Here is a 20,001-nt window from a genome sequence, read left to right on the forward strand (position 1 = left end):
CTGATGCGATAAACGCATAATACACAGGCTGCTTTTCCATGATTTTGCAGACGGTCCATAAGCAATAGTTAAAACTTTGCGATTTGTGTTATGTTTTATTACATATAAAATCTAAATTTTCACTTTTATCTTTCCATAACGGTTCATTTTATTTATAATGTTACATAAAGTAACATAAATACGAAATTCATTATATATGAACTTGTATAAGGAGGGGTGGCATGCATCTTACGGTTGAAGAAGCGTTGTCCATTTATCCTTTATCCGAAGCCAGACTGATTGCCGGCTCCAAGGGGAAACACCGGATTATCAAGTCGATTAATGTGATGGATGCCCCTGATATCTCAGATTGGATCAAAGAAGGAGAAATGCTGCTTACAACAGCTTATCTGATCAAGGATAGTCCCCAGGATGCCTCTGCACTGCTGCAGACGCTGAACCGCCGCGGCTCCGCCGGCCTTGGCATCAAGCTGGGCCGTTTCTGGGATGCTGTTCCGGAGAAGCTCGTAGCTGAAGCGGAAACGCTGAACTTTCCGCTGATCGAGCTGCCGTTCCAATTTACGTTCTCGGACCAGATGAACGGCCTGTTTCGCGCCGAGCTGTCGCGCAGCACAAGCGTGCTGCAGAGCATGATGGAGAAGCAACGGAAGCTGATGCGGTTTGCGCTCCGCTCGGGACGTTGCGGTCCGTTATTTGACTCCGTATCCGAGGTGATCGGTTACCCGCTGGCGGTCATCAGTGCCCGGGGCGACGCCATTTACAACAATGCGGAGTATTCAGCGGCGTTACTGCTGGAGGGCTGGCCTTGGCAGAACCGCAATGGGCGCTTCCGCATCGGTGACAAGGTTGGTTTCCGTATCCCGCTGCTGCAAGGGGAGAAATGCACAGGTTATCTTTTATATTGTTCTATTGATCCTCTGCTGCTGCCTGTGGAAGAAAGCCTGTTTGTTCAAGGAGCTGAACTGATTTCTTATCATATTCATGCGGGTTATGAGGACTATTTCGAGCATGCTGAGCACCGGGAGTTCAGTGGACTGCTGCGCCGTTGCCTGAGCGGCGGATTGTCGTGTAACGATCTGTCCCAGGCTGCCGCCAGGCTGGAGGTGACGCTGCTGCAATCCCCTTTCCAGCTGCTGCTAACCGATACGGCCGCCACCGGGGAATCCAGACAAGGCGAATTGCTCCGCCTTAAGGAAGAGTTCATCGAGCATCCGGTACTGAGGGAAATGAAAGCTATTCATGTCGTTGTGGATGAAGGTCTGCTCTCGCTGTATCCTGCGGGTCAGCACAGTCCCGATCAGTTCCGTGAGCTGATCAATGATTGTTTTCATAATCTCAAGTTCGGCAAGGGTTATTATCCGCAGGCAGCTGTGAGCAGCACCAAGGTTAAGCCGGAAGGTCTGAAGGAAGCTTTTGCAGAGGTCAAGGAATGTATGGGCATGGTGAAGCACTGGGGTGCGCACGGAAATGTGGTGCATTACAGACAGCTTGAACTGAATCTTCTGCTGAGTCAGATACCGGCAGAAACGATGGAGAAATATTGCAATGGCAGCCTGCGCGGACTGCTGAGCCGGGAGCCGGAATATATCAAGGAAATGCTGCACACGCTGGAGGTCTATTTGGACAATGACGGCCATGTAAATGAGACAGCCAAAAAGCTGTTTATTCACCGCAATACCGCAACCTACCGGATCGAGAAGCTCAGCGAGCTGCTGGATGTCGATTTCAAGAAGATCAATGATTTGATGAGGCTGAAGCTGGTATTCCTGTTCCGCAAAATGCTGGAGCGCGAAACCTGAGCGGCTGTTGCGAAATGTATGGCACAAGAGCCGCCACCCTGAACGGGCGGAATTACGGAGGAGGGAGCAAGCTATATGAGTACACATGATATTGTACTGCACATCCACGACAATGCTGCCCCTGCGGTGCTTGCAACCCTGATTGGGGTGGAAGGTCATTCTTACCGGAAACCGGGAGCGGCTATGCTGTTTTTTGCAGGAGGAACACTGGGGAGTCTTAGTCCGGGTTGCCTGGAGAGCGATCTGGAGCTTCGTACGCAGGAGGTTTGGGATCGCTGCCTTCCGGAACTGGTGGAGTATGACATGCTGTCTCCCGATGATTTTTCCTGGGGGGAGGCTGTCGGCTGCGGCGGCAAAATCAAAGTGATTCTTGAACCGGTTCGTGGAGAGCTGCGCCGGCTATTGGAAGAAGTATATGTGCGGATGGCCGCAGGTGAGAGCCTGATGCTTCTTCGTGAAGCTGCCGCCGTTGCAGGATACCGGTATACTGTCGAAACTTTCGGCGCTGAACAACAATCTTTTTCTAATCAGAGAAGTGCAGGGGGGAGCTGTCTGGTGAAAAAAGTGCGGAGTCCGCTTCCCGGAACATCGGCAGCAGCCGGTCCGTCGCTCGAACTCTTCAACACTCTATTCGTGCCGAAGCCACGGCTTGTTATCTTTGGCGGTGGACTGGATTCCCGTCCCGTGGCGGACCTTGCGGCAAAATCCGGATTTCGGATTGCCGTCGCCGACTGGCGGGAAGGCAGCCTGCAGCATGAATTTCCCGGTGCCGAACGGGTGATTTGTTCCCCGTCCGAGGCAGCAGCCCGTCTTAGGATAACCCCTGAGGATTATGTGCTGATCTGCAGCCATCAATCCCAGCGCGACCGGCAGTTTCTGGAAAGTCTTCTGCCGGTGTCTCCGCGTTATATCGGAATCATCGGCTCCAAGGCCCGGATTGCGCTGCTGCTGGAGGGGCTGGAGCCGCCTGCATCGCTGCACGCCCCTGTAGGGCTGTCTATCGGCGCGGAAGGGCCGGAGGAAATTGCAGTCAGCATTGTGGCCGAGATTATTCAAATCAGAAGGGCAGGCTCGCGTGAGCTGCCGAAAGGAGTGGAGAGCGTTGAAAGTAGCCGGTATCTATCTGGCAGCAGGGCAGAGCAGACGAATGGGAGTATCCAAGGTGTCGCTTCAGCTATCGCAAGAGGTGTCACTCGGGAGCGTCGCGCTCAGTGAACTGGACCGCTGTGCCCTTTCCCCGTTAATCGTTGTCGTGCGGGCCGATGATGACCTCAAATGGCTGCCTCCAGCCGGTGAGCGGAGCACTAGGCGTACGGAAACCTGCCTGACCGCCCACTTGGGCTTATCCTTTTCCCTGCGCTGCGGGTTGAATGCGATCCTGCCTATGCAGCCTGATGCCGCTATCGTGGCTTTGGCTGACCAGCCGTTTATTACTGCGTCTTTGGTGAACCGGCTGATAGACACTTATGAGCGGAATCCGGGGCTGGACTATGTAGCCAGCACCCATGAAGGTCTGGCCATGCCGCCGGCGCTCTTTTCCAAAGAGATGTTCACGGTGCTCCAGGGACTGGACGGCGACAAAGGTGCGGCAGGGATTTTGCGCTCGCCCGATTATAAGGGAATGATGCTGGAGACGGATTCCGCCCATTGCTTTATGGATGCTGACACAGAAATGGATTTTGGGGAGATCCGCAAGGAATGGAGCCTTAGGAGTGGAAGCTGACATGGTTTGAGCGGTTTATAGATATATGTTAGAAACAATCACATATTTCAAGCTTATCCAGCCCCTTTATAGTGCGTAAAGCACAAAAAAAGCTAAACATCTTATAAAATAGCACAAACGTATGTTATATAAATTTACGTAACCTTCAGGTCTCAGTATAGTAGAGATACATTAATGGCTGCGGTCATTAGGAGAGATTTCCTGGAGGAGGAGAGTTATGAAAAGAAGGGGTCAGGGATTTACTTTCAGCTTCGTGTTAATGTTCCTCATGGCGTTAGTCCTGGCAGGCTGCGGAAGCAACAACAATGCGGCTTCAAATGCAACAGAAGCACCGGCGGCAACCAATGCGGGTACAACATCAGAGGCGGCAACAACAGAGCCGGCAGCAGAGAAGCCGACGGTTGCTTTTGTCTATATCGGGCCTCCGGGTGACGGCGGTTATACGTATCAGCATGATCAAGGCCGTTTGTACATGGAGAAAGAGCTCGGCATTAAAGCGGACTTCGTAGAGAATGTTCCGGAAAGTGCCGATGCAGAACGTATCATCACGGAGCTAGCACAGTCCCATGACATCGTATTTACTACAAGTTTTGGATATATGGACTTCACACTGAGTGTAGCGGGCAAGTTCCCCAATGTGAAATTCCTCCATGCCTCCGGCTACAAAACAGCAGAGAACATGGGCACTTACTTCGGAAAAAATTATCAAGCGAGTTATCTGAGCGGTATCGCGGCAGGCAAAATGACCAAGAACAATCATCTTGGCTACGTAGGAGCTTTTCCGATCAGTGAAGTTATCTATAATCTTAATGCATTCACGCTGGGAGCACAGAGTGTCAACCCGGACATTAAGGTGGATGTAGTGTGGACGAATACTTGGTATGACCCGGCAACCGAACGCCAGGCGGCGATCAGTCTTCTGGATAAAGGCGCGGATGTGCTGCTGGCGTATCAGGATTCTCCGGCCACATTGCAGGCGGCCAAAGAACGTGGTGCGTTTGCCGGAGGCAATGACTCCGATATGAGTAAGTACGCACCGGACAATTATTTGACCAACCCTGTATGGAACTGGGGTCCTTACTACGTGAAGGCTGTCCAGTCAGTAATGGACGGAACGTGGAAGAGCGAGCAATACTCCGGGGATATGGCGGACGGCATGGTAGAGCTTGCGCCGTTTGGCAACAAGGTTCCTGAGGATGTGAAGCAGCTGGTGGAAGCTGCCAAAGCCAAGATCATCAGCGGCGAACTGGATGTGTTCACAGGACCGATCTCCGATAACAAAGGCAATGTTGTGGTTCAGGAAGGCCAAAAGCTGACGCTTGAGGAAGTCCTCTCCATGGAATGGCTGGCCAAAGGCGTAATAGGCACGATCTCGAAATAATTCGTTTTCTACAATTGCATACAGTATGGCCTTATGGGTGGGGCGGGTTCCGGGAAGGGGAATCTTCCCCACCCGTCCTACAAGTATAAGGAAAGGAGCGTCCCATAATGCAGAATCATTCAGTTGAAATGCGCGGAATTGTGAAGAGGTTCGGAGCTGTAACGGCAAGCGATCAAGTCGATTTTTCGGCAAATGCGGGTGAAATTCATGCGTTGCTTGGTGAGAACGGAGCAGGGAAAAGCACGGTCATGAGCATGCTGTCAGGGGTATACCGGGCGGATGAAGGCGAACTTTTCATTCACGGTAAACTGGCCAAAATCCGTTCCCCCAAGGATGCAGCATCCCTCGGCGTAGGCATGGTATTTCAAAATTTCAGACTGGTGCAAAGTCTCACGGCAGCAGAGAACATCGTGCTTGGCGAAAAGTCGTCTTTCTGGCGTGGAAGCAAATGGATGAAAAATAAGCATTTGGAGATTGAGGCGCTGGCTGAGCGTTTCGGGCTGAAGTTTCCGGTAGACTGCCCGATCTGGCAGCTGTCTGTCGGTGAACAGCAACGTGTGGAAATCGTCAAAACGCTGTACCGCGGCGCGGATATCATCATTCTGGATGAGCCAACCTCCGTGTTAACCCCGGGTGAGGCGGAGCAGCTGTTCGAAACGCTGAAGGTAATGAAGCAGGCGGGGAAGACGGTGATCATGACCACACATAAAATGAAGGAAGTTATGGCTTCTTCCGACCGTATTTCCGTTATGCGCAAAGGGAAAATGATCGCTACGCTGAACACGGCGCAGACAGATGAACTGGAGCTGGCCCGGCTGATGGTGGGCCGGGAGGTTACGATCAGCCGCCAGGAGCGGGAAGTTACCCAAGGTGAGGCTCTGCTGGTTGTGCGGAATTTGGACGTCGCTGCCGATCACGGCCGTAAAGCGCTGGACGGTTTGTCCCTGACTGTAAATGAAGGGGAGATCGTAGGAGTCGCAGGTGTTGCCGGCAATGGACAAAAGGAGCTGGCGGAAGTACTTACGGGGCTTAGGACTTGGCGGAGCGGCGAGATTATATTTGACGGCAGTCCGGTAAAAGCGGCTTCGGTGCGGGGCGCAATTGATTCGGGAATATCTCATGTGCCGGAGAACCGGATGAAGAGCGGCCTTGCCGGACGGCTGGGCTCAGTGGACAATCTGCTGTTCAAGTCCTACCGCAGTGAAGAGCACTCCAAACTCGGCTTTCTGAAGGCGGCGAAGAACCGTTCCTGGTCGCGGGAGCTGGTTGAGCGCTTCAATGTGAAAACTCCCGAGCTGGATACGCCAGTCCAGCAAATGTCGGGCGGCAATCAGCAGAAGCTGCTGTTTGCCCGGGAGGTCAGCCACAACCCTAAGCTGATGGTGGCGGTTCACCCGACGCAAGGTCTGGATGTGGGCGCGACAGCCGGTGTCCATGAACTGCTGATGGAGCTGCGCGGCTCAGGCAGCGGAGTGCTGCTCATCTCGGAGGATCTGGATGAACTGCTGCAATTATCCGACCGGATATTGGTGATTTATAACGGTTCGATCATTGGGGAAAGTGACCATGAGACTGCAGATAGAGAGAGAATTGGCTTGCTGATGGCGGGGATTCAGAATAGGGAGGAGAGCGCCGTATGAGTCCGAAGAATATAAGCAATGCTGCAGTGCTTGATCCTGTTCCGGCCAAACCGGGCAACCGGTCCAAGCTGCGGCTGGAGTATGATTCAAGCCGAACCCGCTCTCCGTGGTGGACTCCCGTTCTGTCTGTCATTCTGGCCCTGCTGCTCTGCGCGGTGTTTATTGCCGCCAACGGTATGAGTCCCGTGGTCGTATACGAGAAGATGTTCCGCGGTGCTTTTGGCACCTCTTACGGTCTTACCGAAACGATGGTTAAAGCCATTCCACTGCTGCTCTGCGGACTCGGCATTGCTGTAGCCTACCGGATTTCCGTCTGGAACATCGGCGCGGAAGGACAATTGACGGTCGGAGCGATGGCTGCTACGGCAGTGACGATTTATTTTCCTGATCTGCCTTCGTTCTGGTCCATTTCCCTGATGTTAGTGTTCGGCACTGCCGCAGGTGCGCTCTGGGGACTGATGACGGCAATTCCGCGGACGCATTTCGGGGTCAATGAGCTGATTACATCCCTGATGCTGAACTACGTAGCCCTGCTTGCCCTTGATTATGTGGTATTCGGGCCCTGGAAAGATCCGAAGGGCTTTAACTTCCCGGGCTCTCCGATGTTTACCGCCGCCCAGTCCCTGCCGGTTCTCGGTACCACAAGGCTGCACATTGGGCTGATCTTCGGCCTTGTCGCTGTGGCTATCTATTATCTGATGATTAAGTTTACCCGCTGGGGTTATGAGCTGCGGCTGATTGGTGCCAATCCGACGGCTGCCCGTTATGCAGGTATCCATATCAAACGCCATATTATTGTCGTAATGCTGATTAGCGGCGGTCTTGCCGGAATTGCCGGAATGGCGGAGGTTTCCGGAGTTACGCATAAGCTGATGCAGGGGATTTCTCCGGGTTACGGATACACTGCGATCATTGTCGCCTGGCTTGCCAAGCTGAATCCGCTCGGACTGATTGTCACTTCGATTCTGTTCGGCGGCCTGATTGTCGGCGGCTATAGTGTGCAGACCATCGGACTGCCTTCGTCCATTTCGGAAATGCTGCAGGGCTCGATCCTGTTCTTCCTGATTGCAGGGGATATGATTCACCGTTTCCGCTTCCGCCGGAGCGCATAGCTGTTTCTGCTGAGAGAAGGGAGTTAAGCCATGGATTTCACTACACAGTTATTAATAGCCGCCATTTCCGCCGGAACGCCGCTGCTGCTGGCTACACTAGGAGGCATCCTGAATGAGCGTGCAGGGATTATCCAGCTTGGCGCTGAAGGGCTGATGCTGATGGGGGCGGTAACCACCTGCATCATCTACATCCGCAGCGGCAGCCTGCTGCTGGCCCTGCTCGCAGCGGTGGCCGTCACCGCCTTGCTAGGCCTGGTGCATTCGTTTCTCACCGTCACACTCCGGGCGAACCAGACGATGTCCGGCCTGGCCATGACCTTGTTCGGCAGCGGGCTCAGCGCCTATCTGGGCAAGTCCATCAGCGGATTGCCGCTGCCGGGAACTTCGCCGAAGCTGGATCTAGGCTGGGTCAAGTCAGTCCCGGTGATAGGAGATCTCTTCGGCAGGTTGGATTACCTGACCTGGTTCAGTCTGTTGCTCGTTCTGGTGCTGCATCTGCTGATTCACCATACCTCCTGGGGACTGCATTTACGTGCGGTCGGGGACAGTCCGGCCACGGCGGATGTTATGGGGATCCGCGTGCAGCTGATCCGCTACAGCTACGTGACAGCCGGTGCGGCATTGATCGGCCTTGCGGGTGCGGATATGGTGCTGGCATACGCGCCAACCTGGAATGAAGGCCTCACGGCAGGACGCGGCTGGATTGCCGTCGGGCTGGTGATCTTCGCCAGATGGAATCCGCTGCGTGCCCTCTTTTGCGCTTATTTCTTTGGTGCACTGGATTCGCTCGGTTTCCGCCTTCAGCTGCTCGGCAGTGCAATTCCGCCTTATTTCCTTAAGATGATTCCGTACGTCGTAACGATTCTCGTGCTGATGTACCTCGGTTACCGCAACCGCAACAAACCATCCGGCACGCCGGAGTCACTGGGTACACCTTATATCCGCGAGCAGCGTTTTTGACGCAGCGGCGGTGATTGAATCAGCGAGATGAATATAATGCATGGAAGAAATGCCAACTGGTGAGGAGGCGGAAGTGATGGGAGCTATATGGAGTGAAAAGCCGGCTCCCCCGGCAGTGCATCAGCCCCGCAGCCTGCAGGAGGCATGGGAGCTGAAGACGATATTAGGCGAAGGAGCCGTATATGTATCCGGCGGAACGCTGCTGCGGACGCAATGGGAAGAGGGGACGGCTCCTCTGCCGCAGCAGATGATCGATTTACGGAATATCGCCGGGATGGGTGAAATCGGACTCGCCGAAGATTATTTAACCATAGGTTCTCTGGTTTCGCTGTCGCAATGCCGCGGGAACCTGGATTTGCGGGAGATCACTCCGGCGGTGCAGGAGGCGGCGCGCAACATCGCCGCACCCGCAGTGCGCAATCTGGCTACACTTGGCGGCAATATATCTTCCGGTTATGGAGATATTCTCCCGGCGCTGCTGGTTTACGATGCCGAAGTGGCCTCCTTTGACGGCAAATTCCTTTCGGTGCAGCCTGTCGAAGCCTGGCTGAAACGCCGCTGGAGCGGAGAGAAGCCGGCAGCTGAACTTCTTGCCGGGATCCGCTTTCCTTCGGCAGGCTATGAACACGAGGAGTGGAGTAAGCTGGAGATCTTTCGCAAGGTGGGGCGGCGGGATGCCTTTACAGCCTCGCTCGTTACCATAGCTGTTGCGGCAACTTTCGATGCCGCAGGCCGCAGCTTGAATGGTGTCCGCATTGCAGCAGGCGGAGGTACCGGCAGACCACAGCGGCTTCCGGCGGCTGAAGCGGTTCTGGAGGGTGCTGTCTACAGCGACAGTCTGATGGCTGCAGTGTACGAGGCGGTGGAGAGCAGCTTTGACTCATATAGCGATCCTTTTGCCACCGAAGCCTATAAGCGGAAAACCGCGGGCAATCTCATCGTTTCTGAATTGTGGAAGGGCTTGAATGCAGGCGGAGGAAAGTAAACGTTATAGAAAATTAGGTGGATTGGGGTGAGGGGAATGCTGCTGAACAAGGAAGCCAGCGGAAGCCGCTGGCGTACACGGCCCGACGGGCAGGGGAAAGTATCCGGCAAGCTGCAGTATTTAACCGACATGAGCGCCGAAGGGATGCTGACCGGACGGGTGCTGCGCAGCCATCAGGCCCATGCCCGCATTCTGTCTATCCGCACGGCAAAGGCACTTGAGGTTCCTGGAGTACATGCGGTCATTACCCATGAGGATGTGCCCGGGCTGAACGGCTTCGGCATTGCTCTGCCGCATCAGCCAGTATTCTGCAGCGACCGGGTGCGTTATACCGGCGACGCGATTGCTGCTGTAGCTGCGGACAGCGATGAAATTGCCGAATATGCGCTTTCGCTGATTGAAGTAGACTATGAGCTGCTGCCGCTGCTGGAGGATGCTGAGGAAGCCATGAAGCCCGAGGCGATCCTGCTGCATGAAGAGGGTAATGTGCTTCATCATACGGAATACCGCAAGGGCGAACCGGCAGCGGCGTTCGCAGGCTGTGCCCATGTTGTGGAAGAGACCTACTGGACGCCGCGCCAGATGCATACGTACATGGAGACCGAAGGCGGATTGTTTATCCCGGAGTCAAACGGAAGGCTTACGGTCTACTCAGCAACACAGCATGGTCTGATGGACCGCAGGCAGCTGTCGCGGATACTGAATCTCCCGGAGGAGGATATCCGGGTCATTTCCAGTCCGATCGGCGGTTCGTTCGGCGGCAAAGACGAGTTGAATGTCCAGCCGTATGGAGCGCTGCTCGCACTGCGGACCCGGCGTCCGGTCCGGCTGCATAATTCCCGCGCGGAATCGGTGCGCGCCGGGCTGAAGCGCCATCCCATGAAGATTACAATGAAGACCGGCTGCGACAGCGAGGGGATGATCATGGCCCATCAGGTGCGGATTATTTCTGATACCGGGGCCTATGCGACACTGGGGGCGGAAGTGCTGAATTTTGCCACAGAGCATGTGGTAGGTCCCTATCAGATCCGCCATGTGGAGGTGGAGGGCTTTGCGGTATATACGAACAATGGTGTATCCGGTGAATTTCGCGGCTTTGGCGGCAATCAGGCGATCTTTGCCCTGGAAGGGCAGGTAGACCGTCTCGCTGAACGGCTGAATCTGGATCCGTGGGAGCTGCGCCGCCGGAACTTGCGGCGCTACGGCGATCCAGGGCCGCTTGGGCAGGAGATCGCCCAGACGCACGGGGCGATGCAGGTGTGGGAGGCGCTGGCGGCATCTCCGCTGATGCAGGAAGCGGAGTTGCCTCATACTGGAGCTGATGATTCAGAGGCTCCAGGTACTCCGGCTGCGATGCCGAAGGAGCCGTGGATTGTGACCGGAACCGGCGCGGCGATCGCCATGCACGGCGCAGGTCTCGGTTACGGTATTCCCGATCCGGGAGGCGGACGGCTGTCGCTGACACTGGACGGCAAGATCGAGGCGGTCTTCGGCTACGAGGAGTTCGGCCAAGGGCTGATAGCGACAATGGAGCAGATGCTGATCGAGCAGTACGGATTTGCCGCAGATGACCTTAGGATCGTCATTGGCGATACGGATGTAGTGCCGGACAGCGGCTCCAGCACTGCTTCCCGCTCCACAAGCATGATGTGGATGGCGCTGAAGCGGCTGCATCCGGATTTTACAGCCCGGCTGCTGGAAGCCGCAGCGGCCAGGACGGGAGCAGCGGTTGAAGGCTTGAAGCCCGGCCCCGGAGGAATCCGGCATAAGGATGGCGGGCTGCTGCTGTCCTATACGGAGCTTGCGCGCAGCATCACAGAGCCGATTGTCTGTGAGACAGTGTTCAAATATCCGACCACCAAGCTGGAACGGGTGGGTGCCCATTTTCTGTACACGTATTCCGCCATCGCGGTTAAGGTGGAGATCAATCTGCTGACCGGACGGGTCCGCGTGACCGATCAGTATCATGCGGTAGCGGCAGGTCCCGTTGCCAATCCGCAAGGCTATCTGGGACAGATTGAAGGCGGCAGCAGTATGGCCATCGGCTTTACATTAACGGAAGATGCGGTAATGGCTGGCGGCAGCTATGTAACGAAGAACATGGATACGTATCTGGTTCCTACGATTGTCGATATGAACGGCAGCATCCAGGTGCAGCCGATTGAAGATTTACCGGAGCATGATACTTACGGCCCCCGCGGCATTGGGGAAGTCGGTTCGGTCAATCTGGCCCCCGCAGTCGCTTCTGCTGTATTCCAGGCGGTTCGCAAACGGGTCAACCGGCTGCCGATCGAGCCCGAATGGCTGCAGGCTACGCCGTTTATTCCGCAGAAGGCGGTGAAGACGCATGTCGGATAACTACGAATTGGACATCAAGGATAGTCAACCTGGACTTGCGCCACAACAGGCAGCGAGGGATAGCGGGGCGGGGTTCACATTGAACTGCATCATCAACGGCCAAGCGGTATCTAAGGAGGTTCCGCCGTCCCGCCGGCTGCTGAGTATTCTGCGCGAGGATTTGGAGCTTACCGGAACCAAAAGATCCTGCGAAATTGGCCGCTGCGGAGCCTGCATGGTTCTGATCGACGGCCGGCCGGTCAACTCTTGCCTGACGATGGCTTATCAATGCGAGGGAGCGGAGATTACAACTATTGAAGGACTCAGCGAAGCGGGGCTGCATCCTGTGCAGCGGGCTTTTCTGGAAGAGGGAGGATTTCAGTGCGGCTACTGCACACCGGGGATGGTGATCTCGGTAGTCGCCCTGCTGGAGGAGAATCCGTCGCCTTCGCAGGAGGAAGTGGAAGAAGCGCTGTCGGGGAATATTTGCCGCTGCACCGGTTATGGCGGGATCTTGCGTGCAGTAAACAAAGCGATAGAAAGCGGGGCGGACCGATGACTGTGCCGGATGATTTTTTAACGCTGGATAAGATTAATGGGCTAGGTAAAGAGGAATTCGTGAGAACCCTTGGAGGGATATTTGAGCATTCACCCTGGGTGGCGGAGGGGACTTACGGGCACATTCCTTTTCAGTCCGTGGAACAGCTGCACGGTGTCATGCTGGAAACGGCGCGAAGTGCGGAGCGAAGCCGGATTGAGGAGCTGCTGAGGTCCCATCCGGATCTGGCCACGCGGCTGCAGGTCACGCCGCTGTCGGCGGCAGAACAGCAGGGGGCAGGTCTGGATCAGCTGACGCCTGCTGAGTTCGAGCGTTTGACCGGGTTGAATACGGCGTATACGGAGAAGTTTCATTTCCCTTTTATTCTCGCTGTACGCGGCAAAAACAAGGATGACATTATCAAAGCGATCGGGGAACGGGTCAACCGTTCATTGGCGGAGGAATGGGAGCAGGCGCTCTATGAAATCGGCAAAATCACCAGCTTCCGGCTCCGCGATCTGATAACGAAAGAAAAATGATGCATTTAAAACGATGCAGCTAAAACTGAAACAATGCTGCATTCACTACACAACCCGCAGGAGGGATCACCATGCCGGAACGGATGAAGGTACACGCCAAAAGACGGCAGAATGAGCAATTGGATGAGCAACTGAACAGACCACTGAACGGACATTGGATTAAACATCGGATTGAACTAATAAAGCATGGAACGAAAGGTTCCAATAACTTCAACTTTGAAAATTCAACGGAAAAAGCTTGGCAGTGGGCTGGCATCCGTGTGATGGATATATCTCTCTTGCTGAAGTCAGGTTGGAAGGACGGGGGCCGGTGCATGCTCCGCAGGATATATCTGCGGGATGGACTGCCATGCCGGATTATAGTTAGTACCGTGGTTCCCGGAGGGATTCCGGCATGAGCGGGCGGCTGACTACCCACGTTCTCGACCTGTCCGGGGGCATCCCTGCTGCCGGCATGGCACTTCAGCTATGGAGGCTGGAAGACGGGGCAGCTTCACTGCTGCGCGAAGCCGTAACGAATGCCGATGGCAGATTGGACGCTCCGCTGCTGGAAGGTGCAGAACTGGCAGCCGGCAGCTATGAGCTGCTGTTTATGGCCGGAGATTATTTCCGCAGCAGCGGTTTGCTGTTTGAAGCCTCCGGAGAAGGGAACAGTGCTGATGGAGCCGCCCCTTTCTTTCTCGAACAAATCCCGATCCGCTTCAATATAACTGATCCGTCCGCCCATTATCATGTTCCGCTGCTGGTAGCTCCCGGAGGGTACAGCACGTACCGGGGAAGCTAATGAAATCATAAAGATCAGATGACCGGAGGTGACCGATTCATGGAAGTAACCTATGAGCTTATCATCAAAAATGGAGATGTAGTGCTCCCCGGGGAAGTGCTTAAGCTGGATATCGGGGTGAAGGACGGTAAGATCGCTGCCCTCGGCAAGCAGCTTGCGGAAGGAGCGGATACCCGCATCCTTGATGCGGAAGGGCTATATGTGCTGCCGGGCATGATTGACATGCATGTCCACTTTAATGAACCGGCACTGGGCCATTGGGAAGGCTTCCGTACCGGTTCGGCGGCGCTGGCGGCAGGAGGCATCACCTGTTATGCAGATATGCCGCTGAACGGCAACCCGCCAACGGTCAATCAAGCCGCGCTGCAGCTCAAGGCAGAAGCCGCATCTGGGAACTCTGCAGTGGATTATGTGCTGTGGGGCGGACTCGTTCCCGGCAATCTGGAAGATTTGGAGCAGCTGGCGGCAGCCGGGGTTACAGGCTTTAAGGCCTTTATCTCCAACCCCGGCGGTGAAGGGGAGGGGAGATTCCGCGAGGTGGACGATGATACCCTGTACCAAGGGATGAAGAAAATTGCTGCGCTCGGCGGCATTCTTGCACTGCATGCAGAGAGCGAGGAGTTGACGGCGGTGTTGTCGGCCGACGCCCTGCGCAGCGGGCGGACCGGAGCGCGCGATTTTGCCGCTTCCCGCCCGGCGGAAGCTGAGCTGGAGGCGGTTGCCAGAGCGCTGCTATACAGTGAGCGAACCGGCTGCCGGCTGCACTTCGTGCATATCAGCACTTCTGCCGCGATTGAAATGATTCATGCTGCCAAGCTGCGCGGCCTTGATGTTACTGCGGAAACCTGCCCCCACTATCTCATCCTGAGTGAGGATAACATGGAGGAACTGGGACCGCTGGCCAAATGTGCACCCCCGCTGCGCAGCCTGGAGGAACAAGAACGCTTGTGGAAGGTACTCGCAGACGGTAAAATCGATCTCATCGCCTCGGACCATTCGCCTTGTCCGACAGAGCTTAAGCTTGCTCCCGGATTGTCTTTTTTTGAAGCGTGGGGCGGTATTTCCGGCGCACAGAGCAGCCTGGAGCTGATGTTCCACGAAGGAGTGAATGTGCGTGGACTGCCAGTTACGCAGATTTCTGCGCTGCTGTCAGGACTTCCGGCGCGGCGATTCGGGCTGGATCACCGTAAAGGCTCGATCGCACCCGGGCTGGATGCCGATCTGGTACTGCTGAATCCGGATCACTCCTATACCTTGGCGGCAGAAGATCTGTTATACCGTCATAAACATAGTCCTTATACCGGAATGACCTTGTCCTGCAAGGTAATGGCAACGCTCAGCCGGGGTACGGTTGTCTACAACGCGGAACAAGGTGTGGTGGCCGAAGGCGGCGGGGAATGGCTGCGGACCTATGAAGGGCAGCCCTCTATATGAATACGCCGCTGATTCAGGCACCGGCCCGGGAGATGCTGCTGCTGCTGGAGGGGCTTGCTGCTTTCAGCGCCCCCGGACCCGGGGTTACCAGGCTGCTGTACACACCGGAATGGCTTCAGGCCCAGCAGTTTCTGCAGGAGCGGATGGCCGGGATGGGCCTGGCGGTCAGGACAGACAGGGTGGGGAATGTTTATGGACGGCTCGGCGGATCACAACCGGACAGTAAAGTGATATTAACCGGATCTCATATTGATACGGTTCTGAACGGCGGCAAATATGACGGCGCTTATGGAATAGCCGCCGCCATGACGGCTCTGAATTATTTGCAGCAGACCTTCGGGCAGCCGCTGCGGACCCTGGAGGTTGTATCCTTCAGCGAAGAAGAAGGCAGCAGGTTTCCCTTGACCTTCTGGGGCTCGGGCCATGTTACGGGCCTGTATGATGGAAGCGAAGCTGAGACTGCCGCCGATTCAGAGGGTGTAACGATAAAATCAGCGATGGAAGCCTGCGGTTTAAGCTCGGAGCACCCGCTAGGAGATCTCCGGGATCTCGGAGATCATAAAGCTGTTGCGGCAGGACAAACGGCAGCCAGAACAGATATCGGCGCTTTTGTCGAATTGCATATTGAACAGGGGATTGTGCTGGAACAATCCGCGCTGCAGATTGGGGTCGTGCAGGCCATCGCCGGCCAGAGGCGCTTTACCGTTAAGGTCGGCGGAACTGCCAATCATGCAGGCACAACACCGATGCTGCACCGGAGGGATGCGCTTGCCGGTGCAGCGGAAATGCTGCTGGAGCTGGAACGCTTTGCGGTGGAAGCCGGAGATCCGCTGGTAGCCACTTCAGGCAGGCTTGAGGTTTACCCTGGCACACCCAATGTTATTCCGGGGGACGTGCAGTTTACACTGGACATCCGCCACAGTGAGGCGAAAAGGCTGGAGAGCTTCTGCTCTGGAGTGATGGCCGGATTTGAGGACATTGCAGCCAGGCGGGGACTAGCGCTGGAAGTGGTCAGGACGTTGTCCACAGCGCCTGCGCCTATGGATCAAGGCCTGAGCAGGACGCTGGAACAGATCTGCCTGAGTCAGGGGAAAACCTTCCGCACCATGATCAGCGGAGCAGGACATGATGCCCAGCTGTTTGCGTCCGGATGCCGGACAGCCATGATTTTTGTGCCCAGCCGGGCGGGAATCAGCCATTCCCCGGATGAATACTCGTCGCCGGAGGAGCTGGCAGCCGGGCTGGATGTCTTAACAGCTATGTTATATGAATTAGCCTATAAAGAGAGCTGAGTTAGCCTAGGGAGAGATGATTATGAAGCGGTACGAAGATTTGTCGCCGTCTCTGCGGTGCATTATGACCCCGGGTCCGGTGGAAGTCGATCCGCGAGTGCTGCGGGCCATGTCTTTTCCGGTATTGGGACAGTTCGATCCCGAATTTACGGGTATTATGAATGAAACGATGGAGATGCTGCGGGAACTGTTCGTTACGGACAATCAATGGGCTTTCCCTGTGGACGGCACTTCACGCTCCGGAATCGAAGCGGCAATGGTCAGTTTGATTGCTCCGGGGGACCGGGTGCTGATCCCGATTTTTGGCCGCTTCGGCCATTTGCTGCATGAAATCGCCGAACGCTGCGGGGCAGAGGTGCTGACGCTTGAGAAGGAATGGGGTTGCGTGTTTGACCCCGAGGAAGTGATTGCAGCCATGAAGAGCTTCAAGCCTGATATCGTAGCAATCGTACATGGAGAGACCTCCACGGGACGTGTGCAGCCGCTGGCCGGCATCGGGCGGGCCTGCCGTGAGCAGGATGCCCTGCTGATTGTGGATGCGGTGGCGACGATCGGAGGTGTGCCCGTGGAGACGGATGCCTGGATGCTGGATGCCGTGATCGGCGGCACGCAGAAATGCCTGTCCATTCCTTCGGGCATGGCCCCGGTTACGTACAATGCACGGGCGGAGGCCAAGCTCCTGAAGCGCAAGCGGGTGGAGCGTGGCCTGAGGACCGGTGAGGTCCAGACTGAAGCGCTGGATTTTGTGCGCAGCAATTATTTTGACCTGGGAATGCTTCAGGATTACTGGAGCCCCCAGCGGCTGAATCATCATACAGAGATGACCTCCATGCTTTATGCGCTGCGCGAAGGGCTGCGGCTGGTGCTTGAGGAAGGGCTGGAGGCCCGGCATGCCCGGCATGCGCTGCATGAAGAGGCGCTAGTAGCCGGACTTACGGCAATGGGGCTGAAGCTGTACGGAGATCCGCAGAGCAAACTGACGGTGGTGACCTGTGTGCTGATTCCGGAGGGCGTTGACGGGGAAGCCGTGCGGACAATGCTGCTGGAACGCTTCGGCATTGAGATTGCCAGTTCTTTCGGGCCGTTAAAAGGGCGGATCTGGCGCATCGGTACGATGGGCTTCAGCTGCCGGGAGAATAATGTGCTGCGCCTGCTCGGTGCGCTGGAGGGGGCGCTGCTGCGGCATGGGCATACTGTTCCCGCCGGGCTTGGCGTTCAGGCGGCACTTGACGTATATGATGCAAAAGTAAGATAATCGGTTGAACACTGCAGCCGGTCGAGTGTAGGAAACAGGTGCTGTCCGGATGAAACGGACGGCCCGCGCTTTAACCAAGAAACGGCTTGCGTCCTGCAAAGGGCAGTAAGGCCGTTTTTCTTAAAATATATGAATTTATATGCTTCTCGCTATAAATTATCCTTCTATTTCTCGCATAAACGGATACCGTCCTTTTGAAGACGGCGAGCCGTTTCCACTTGATATACAAGGTCATAGTTGTTTAACGCTGTAACTCAGTTTGTAGTTATGTGCAAGATATCGGAGGGGAGTGGAAGTCATGACTTATATTAGAAAACCTTTGGCGGATTGTGTACCTGAGCTTGTGGCTACAGCCCGCGGCGATCAGCCGGCATCTTTGGTAATAACCGGCGGGAAGCTGGTCAATGTAATCTCCGGTGAAATTCTGGAGGGAATGTCTGTTGCGGTACAGGGGGGACGCATCGCCTATGTCGGCAAGGATGTTTCGCACACGATAGGAGCAGGCACGCAGGTCATTGATGCAGCCGGCAGATATATCGCTCCGGGACTGCTTGACGGACATTGTCATATTGAGAGCACACAGCTGACAGCAACGGAATTTGCCCGTGCGGTCCTGCCGCTCGGGACAACTGGCGGGTTCTTCGACGCGCATGAGATTGCCAATGTGTTCGGACTGAAGGGCATCAAGCTGATGCTGGATGAGATGCGCGGCACACCGCTTGCCGCTTATATGCAGGTAGCGTCCTGTGTGCCTTCGGCGGGAGCTGAATTCGAAACAACCGGCGCTTCTATCGGACCGGAGGAAGTGGCGGAGGCTTATACCTGGGGGCCGGATGTCATTGCCCTCGGTGAGGTGATGAACTTTCCGGGCGTAGTCTACGGCGATGAGAAAATGCTCGGCGAGATCCAGGCTACACTGCGGGCCGGCAGATACGTGGATGGGCATTTTACCTGGCCGTCCAGTGACTGGAGACTACCGGTCTATGCGGCAGCGGGTGTAACCGGTGACCATGAGTGTGTTACCGCAGAAGATGTGATCGAGCGTGTCCGTCTGGGGATGTATGCCAAAATGCGCCGCGGTTCCGCCTGGCATGATGTGGCGAAGACGATCACAGCGCATACCGAACACGGGCTGGAGACGCGCCGTATGATGCTCGTTACCGATGACCGCAGCTCGGAATCACTGCGGGATGAAGGACATATGGACTTTGTGGTGCGCCATGCCATTTCCCAGGGTGTGAAGCCTGTCACTGCCTTCCAGATGGCAACGATCAATACCGCCGAGCGCTTCGGGGTAGCCCGCGATATCGGCTCAATTACTCCGGGCTCCTGCGCAGATATTATTTTGCTGGACGGGAATTTGGCCGATGTCAACGTCGTTATGACCATTGCCGCAGGTGTGGTCGTGGCCGAGAATGGTATCATGACGGCCTCGCTGCCGGCATTCACCTACCCGCAGGAAGTGCTGGCGTCCGTTCATTTGCCGCAGCTTCCGGTTCCTGATGATTTTATTATCCATGCTCCCGTGGAGTCAGGCAGTGTTGCTGTCCGGGTCATTAAGGTCATCGAGAACCATGTGGAGACCGGTGAACTCATTGTGCAGCGTCCCGTGAAGGACGGCAAGCTGCAGGTGGGAGACGGCCTATGCAAAATCGCTGTATTCGAACGGCATAAAGGAACCGGCAACAAATCGGTCGGGCTTGTGGAGGGGATTGGCTTCCATGAACCGGCGGCAATCGCCATGACCGTTGCCCACGACAGCCACAATGTGCTGATCATCGGCAACGATGATGAACTGATGGCCAAGGCCGCCCGGGCTGTAGCAGAAGCGCAGGGCGGAGTGGCTGTAATTACCGGCGGCGGCACGACCTTGTTCCCGCTTGCGATTGCCGGACTTATGTCCGCAGAACCGTTTGAGACCGCAGCCGCCCAGTCCGCTGCTATCAGCAAAGCTCTGTACGATGCAGGCTGCACACTGAATTATGCTTTTATGACGCTGTCACTGCTTGCGCTTGCGGTAATTCCGACCTTGCGCATTTCGGATAAAGGACTGGTACGCATCTCTCCGGAAGAGGGAATCCAGCTGGTAACATTATTTTGCTAAGGCGGTCTTAATCTTACAGTGACAAGTTTGAATTAAATAGAATCCGCTCTACTAAATGGGGTGTCTCTTAGTCTGAATGCAGACAGAGACACCCCATTTCGCTATGAAATTGGTCCTT

At 55.6% G+C, this 20,001-nt stretch carries 17 protein-coding genes; all 17 read left to right on the plus strand.

Features of this window, described 5'->3' with window-relative positions:
* Positions 1–221: 221 nt before the first annotated feature.
* The 17 genes from H70357_RS07090 to H70357_RS07170 all read left to right on the plus strand — a co-directional run bounded on the left by H70357_RS07090 (position 222) and on the right by H70357_RS07170 (position 19,883).
* The gene (locus H70357_RS07090; protein WP_038587321.1) at positions 222–1,799 is read left to right on the plus strand and encodes a PucR family transcriptional regulator; all 1,578 of its coding nucleotides are present in this window, start codon (positions 222–224) and stop codon (positions 1,797–1,799) included.
* Between the two features lie 75 nt (positions 1,800–1,874).
* On the plus strand, positions 1,875–3,014 hold the full coding sequence (locus H70357_RS07095; RefSeq protein WP_052091871.1) for an XdhC family protein: 1,140 nt from the start codon (positions 1,875–1,877) through the stop codon (positions 3,012–3,014).
* Positions 2,962–3,522: an NTP transferase domain-containing protein gene (locus tag H70357_RS07100; protein WP_231578389.1), complete on the plus strand. Its 561-nt coding sequence runs from the start codon at positions 2,962–2,964 to the stop codon at positions 3,520–3,522. The genes H70357_RS07095 and H70357_RS07100 overlap by 53 nt, the downstream gene beginning before the upstream one ends.
* 217 nt (positions 3,523–3,739) lie before the next feature.
* The gene (locus H70357_RS07105; protein WP_038587323.1) at positions 3,740–4,903 is read left to right on the plus strand and encodes a BMP family ABC transporter substrate-binding protein; all 1,164 of its coding nucleotides are present in this window, start codon (positions 3,740–3,742) and stop codon (positions 4,901–4,903) included.
* A gap of 107 nt (positions 4,904–5,010) precedes the next feature.
* On the plus strand, positions 5,011–6,543 hold the full coding sequence (locus H70357_RS07110) for an ABC transporter ATP-binding protein (RefSeq protein ID WP_038587325.1): 1,533 nt from the start codon (positions 5,011–5,013) through the stop codon (positions 6,541–6,543).
* Positions 6,540–7,655 carry an ABC transporter permease gene (locus H70357_RS07115; protein WP_038587327.1) on the plus strand — a complete coding sequence of 372 codons (1,116 nt, stop codon included), beginning with the start codon at positions 6,540–6,542 and terminating at the stop codon, positions 7,653–7,655. The genes H70357_RS07110 and H70357_RS07115 overlap by 4 nt, the downstream gene beginning before the upstream one ends.
* Positions 7,656–7,685: 30 nt before the next feature.
* Positions 7,686–8,615: an ABC transporter permease gene (locus H70357_RS07120; protein WP_038587328.1), complete on the plus strand. Its 930-nt coding sequence runs from the start codon at positions 7,686–7,688 to the stop codon at positions 8,613–8,615.
* 76 nt (positions 8,616–8,691) lie between these two features.
* Positions 8,692–9,600: an FAD binding domain-containing protein gene (locus H70357_RS07125; protein ID WP_038587330.1), complete on the plus strand. Its 909-nt coding sequence runs from the start codon at positions 8,692–8,694 to the stop codon at positions 9,598–9,600.
* A 36-nt stretch (positions 9,601–9,636) separates the two neighbouring features.
* Positions 9,637–11,958: a xanthine dehydrogenase subunit D gene (pucD, locus tag H70357_RS07130; RefSeq protein ID WP_038587332.1), complete on the plus strand. Its 2,322-nt coding sequence runs from the start codon at positions 9,637–9,639 to the stop codon at positions 11,956–11,958.
* 7 nt (positions 11,959–11,965) lie between these two features.
* A complete protein-coding gene (locus tag H70357_RS07135) occupies positions 11,966–12,496 on the plus strand; it encodes a (2Fe-2S)-binding protein (protein WP_442950467.1) in 531 nt (176 codons plus the stop codon).
* Positions 12,493–13,014: a 2-oxo-4-hydroxy-4-carboxy-5-ureidoimidazoline decarboxylase gene (gene uraD, locus H70357_RS07140; protein WP_038587334.1), complete on the plus strand. Its 522-nt coding sequence runs from the start codon at positions 12,493–12,495 to the stop codon at positions 13,012–13,014. The genes H70357_RS07135 and uraD overlap by 4 nt, the downstream gene beginning before the upstream one ends.
* A gap of 71 nt (positions 13,015–13,085) precedes the next feature.
* The gene (locus tag H70357_RS07145) at positions 13,086–13,412 is read left to right on the plus strand and encodes a hypothetical protein (RefSeq protein ID WP_038587336.1); all 327 of its coding nucleotides are present in this window, start codon (positions 13,086–13,088) and stop codon (positions 13,410–13,412) included.
* On the plus strand, positions 13,409–13,798 hold the full coding sequence (uraH, locus tag H70357_RS07150) for a hydroxyisourate hydrolase (RefSeq protein ID WP_038587338.1): 390 nt from the start codon (positions 13,409–13,411) through the stop codon (positions 13,796–13,798). The genes H70357_RS07145 and uraH overlap by 4 nt, the downstream gene beginning before the upstream one ends.
* A 39-nt stretch (positions 13,799–13,837) precedes the next feature.
* The gene (locus H70357_RS07155; RefSeq protein WP_038587340.1) at positions 13,838–15,232 is read left to right on the plus strand and encodes an allantoinase; all 1,395 of its coding nucleotides are present in this window, start codon (positions 13,838–13,840) and stop codon (positions 15,230–15,232) included.
* On the plus strand, positions 15,229–16,524 hold the full coding sequence (locus H70357_RS07160; protein ID WP_038587342.1) for a Zn-dependent hydrolase: 1,296 nt from the start codon (positions 15,229–15,231) through the stop codon (positions 16,522–16,524). Before H70357_RS07155 ends, H70357_RS07160 begins: the two co-directional genes overlap by 4 nt.
* A gap of 22 nt (positions 16,525–16,546) precedes the next feature.
* Complete coding sequence (locus tag H70357_RS07165; protein ID WP_038587344.1) at positions 16,547–17,779, plus strand: pyridoxal-phosphate-dependent aminotransferase family protein; 1,233 nt, start codon at positions 16,547–16,549, stop codon at positions 17,777–17,779.
* Between the two features lie 298 nt (positions 17,780–18,077).
* Complete coding sequence (locus tag H70357_RS07170) at positions 18,078–19,883, plus strand: adenine deaminase (protein ID WP_231578390.1); 1,806 nt, start codon at positions 18,078–18,080, stop codon at positions 19,881–19,883.
* The last annotated feature ends 118 nt before the right edge of the window (positions 19,884–20,001 follow it).

This window comes from Paenibacillus sp. FSL H7-0357 (assembly GCF_000758525.1).
GTDB lineage: Bacteria > Bacillota > Bacilli > Paenibacillales > Paenibacillaceae > Paenibacillus_AQ.

Bases quoted from the DNA above. Each gene is read 5' to 3' on its own strand.
- H70357_RS07110 (WP_038587325.1), top strand. From the start codon at position 5,011: ATGCAGAATCATTCAGTTGAAATGCGCGGAATTGTGAAGAGGTTCGGA.
- H70357_RS07090 (WP_038587321.1), top strand. From the start codon at position 222: ATGCATCTTACGGTTGAAGAAGCGTTGTCCATTTATCCTTTATCCGAA.
- H70357_RS07155 (WP_038587340.1), top strand. From the start codon at position 13,838: ATGGAAGTAACCTATGAGCTTATCATCAAAAATGGAGATGTAGTGCTC.
- pucD (WP_038587332.1), top strand. From the start codon at position 9,637: ATGCTGCTGAACAAGGAAGCCAGCGGAAGCCGCTGGCGTACACGGCCC.
- H70357_RS07115 (WP_038587327.1), top strand. From the start codon at position 6,540: ATGAGTCCGAAGAATATAAGCAATGCTGCAGTGCTTGATCCTGTTCCG.
- uraH (WP_038587338.1), top strand. From the start codon at position 13,409: ATGAGCGGGCGGCTGACTACCCACGTTCTCGACCTGTCCGGGGGCATC.
- uraD (WP_038587334.1), top strand. From the start codon at position 12,493: ATGACTGTGCCGGATGATTTTTTAACGCTGGATAAGATTAATGGGCTA.
- H70357_RS07105 (WP_038587323.1), top strand. From the start codon at position 3,740: ATGAAAAGAAGGGGTCAGGGATTTACTTTCAGCTTCGTGTTAATGTTC.
- H70357_RS07160 (WP_038587342.1), top strand. From the start codon at position 15,229: ATGAATACGCCGCTGATTCAGGCACCGGCCCGGGAGATGCTGCTGCTG.
- H70357_RS07125 (WP_038587330.1), top strand. From the start codon at position 8,692: ATGGGAGCTATATGGAGTGAAAAGCCGGCTCCCCCGGCAGTGCATCAG.
- H70357_RS07145 (WP_038587336.1), top strand. From the start codon at position 13,086: ATGCCGGAACGGATGAAGGTACACGCCAAAAGACGGCAGAATGAGCAA.
- H70357_RS07165 (WP_038587344.1), top strand. From the start codon at position 16,547: ATGAAGCGGTACGAAGATTTGTCGCCGTCTCTGCGGTGCATTATGACC.
- H70357_RS07120 (WP_038587328.1), top strand. From the start codon at position 7,686: ATGGATTTCACTACACAGTTATTAATAGCCGCCATTTCCGCCGGAACG.
- H70357_RS07095 (WP_052091871.1), top strand. From the start codon at position 1,875: ATGAGTACACATGATATTGTACTGCACATCCACGACAATGCTGCCCCT.
- H70357_RS07170 (WP_231578390.1), top strand. From the start codon at position 18,078: ATGACTTATATTAGAAAACCTTTGGCGGATTGTGTACCTGAGCTTGTG.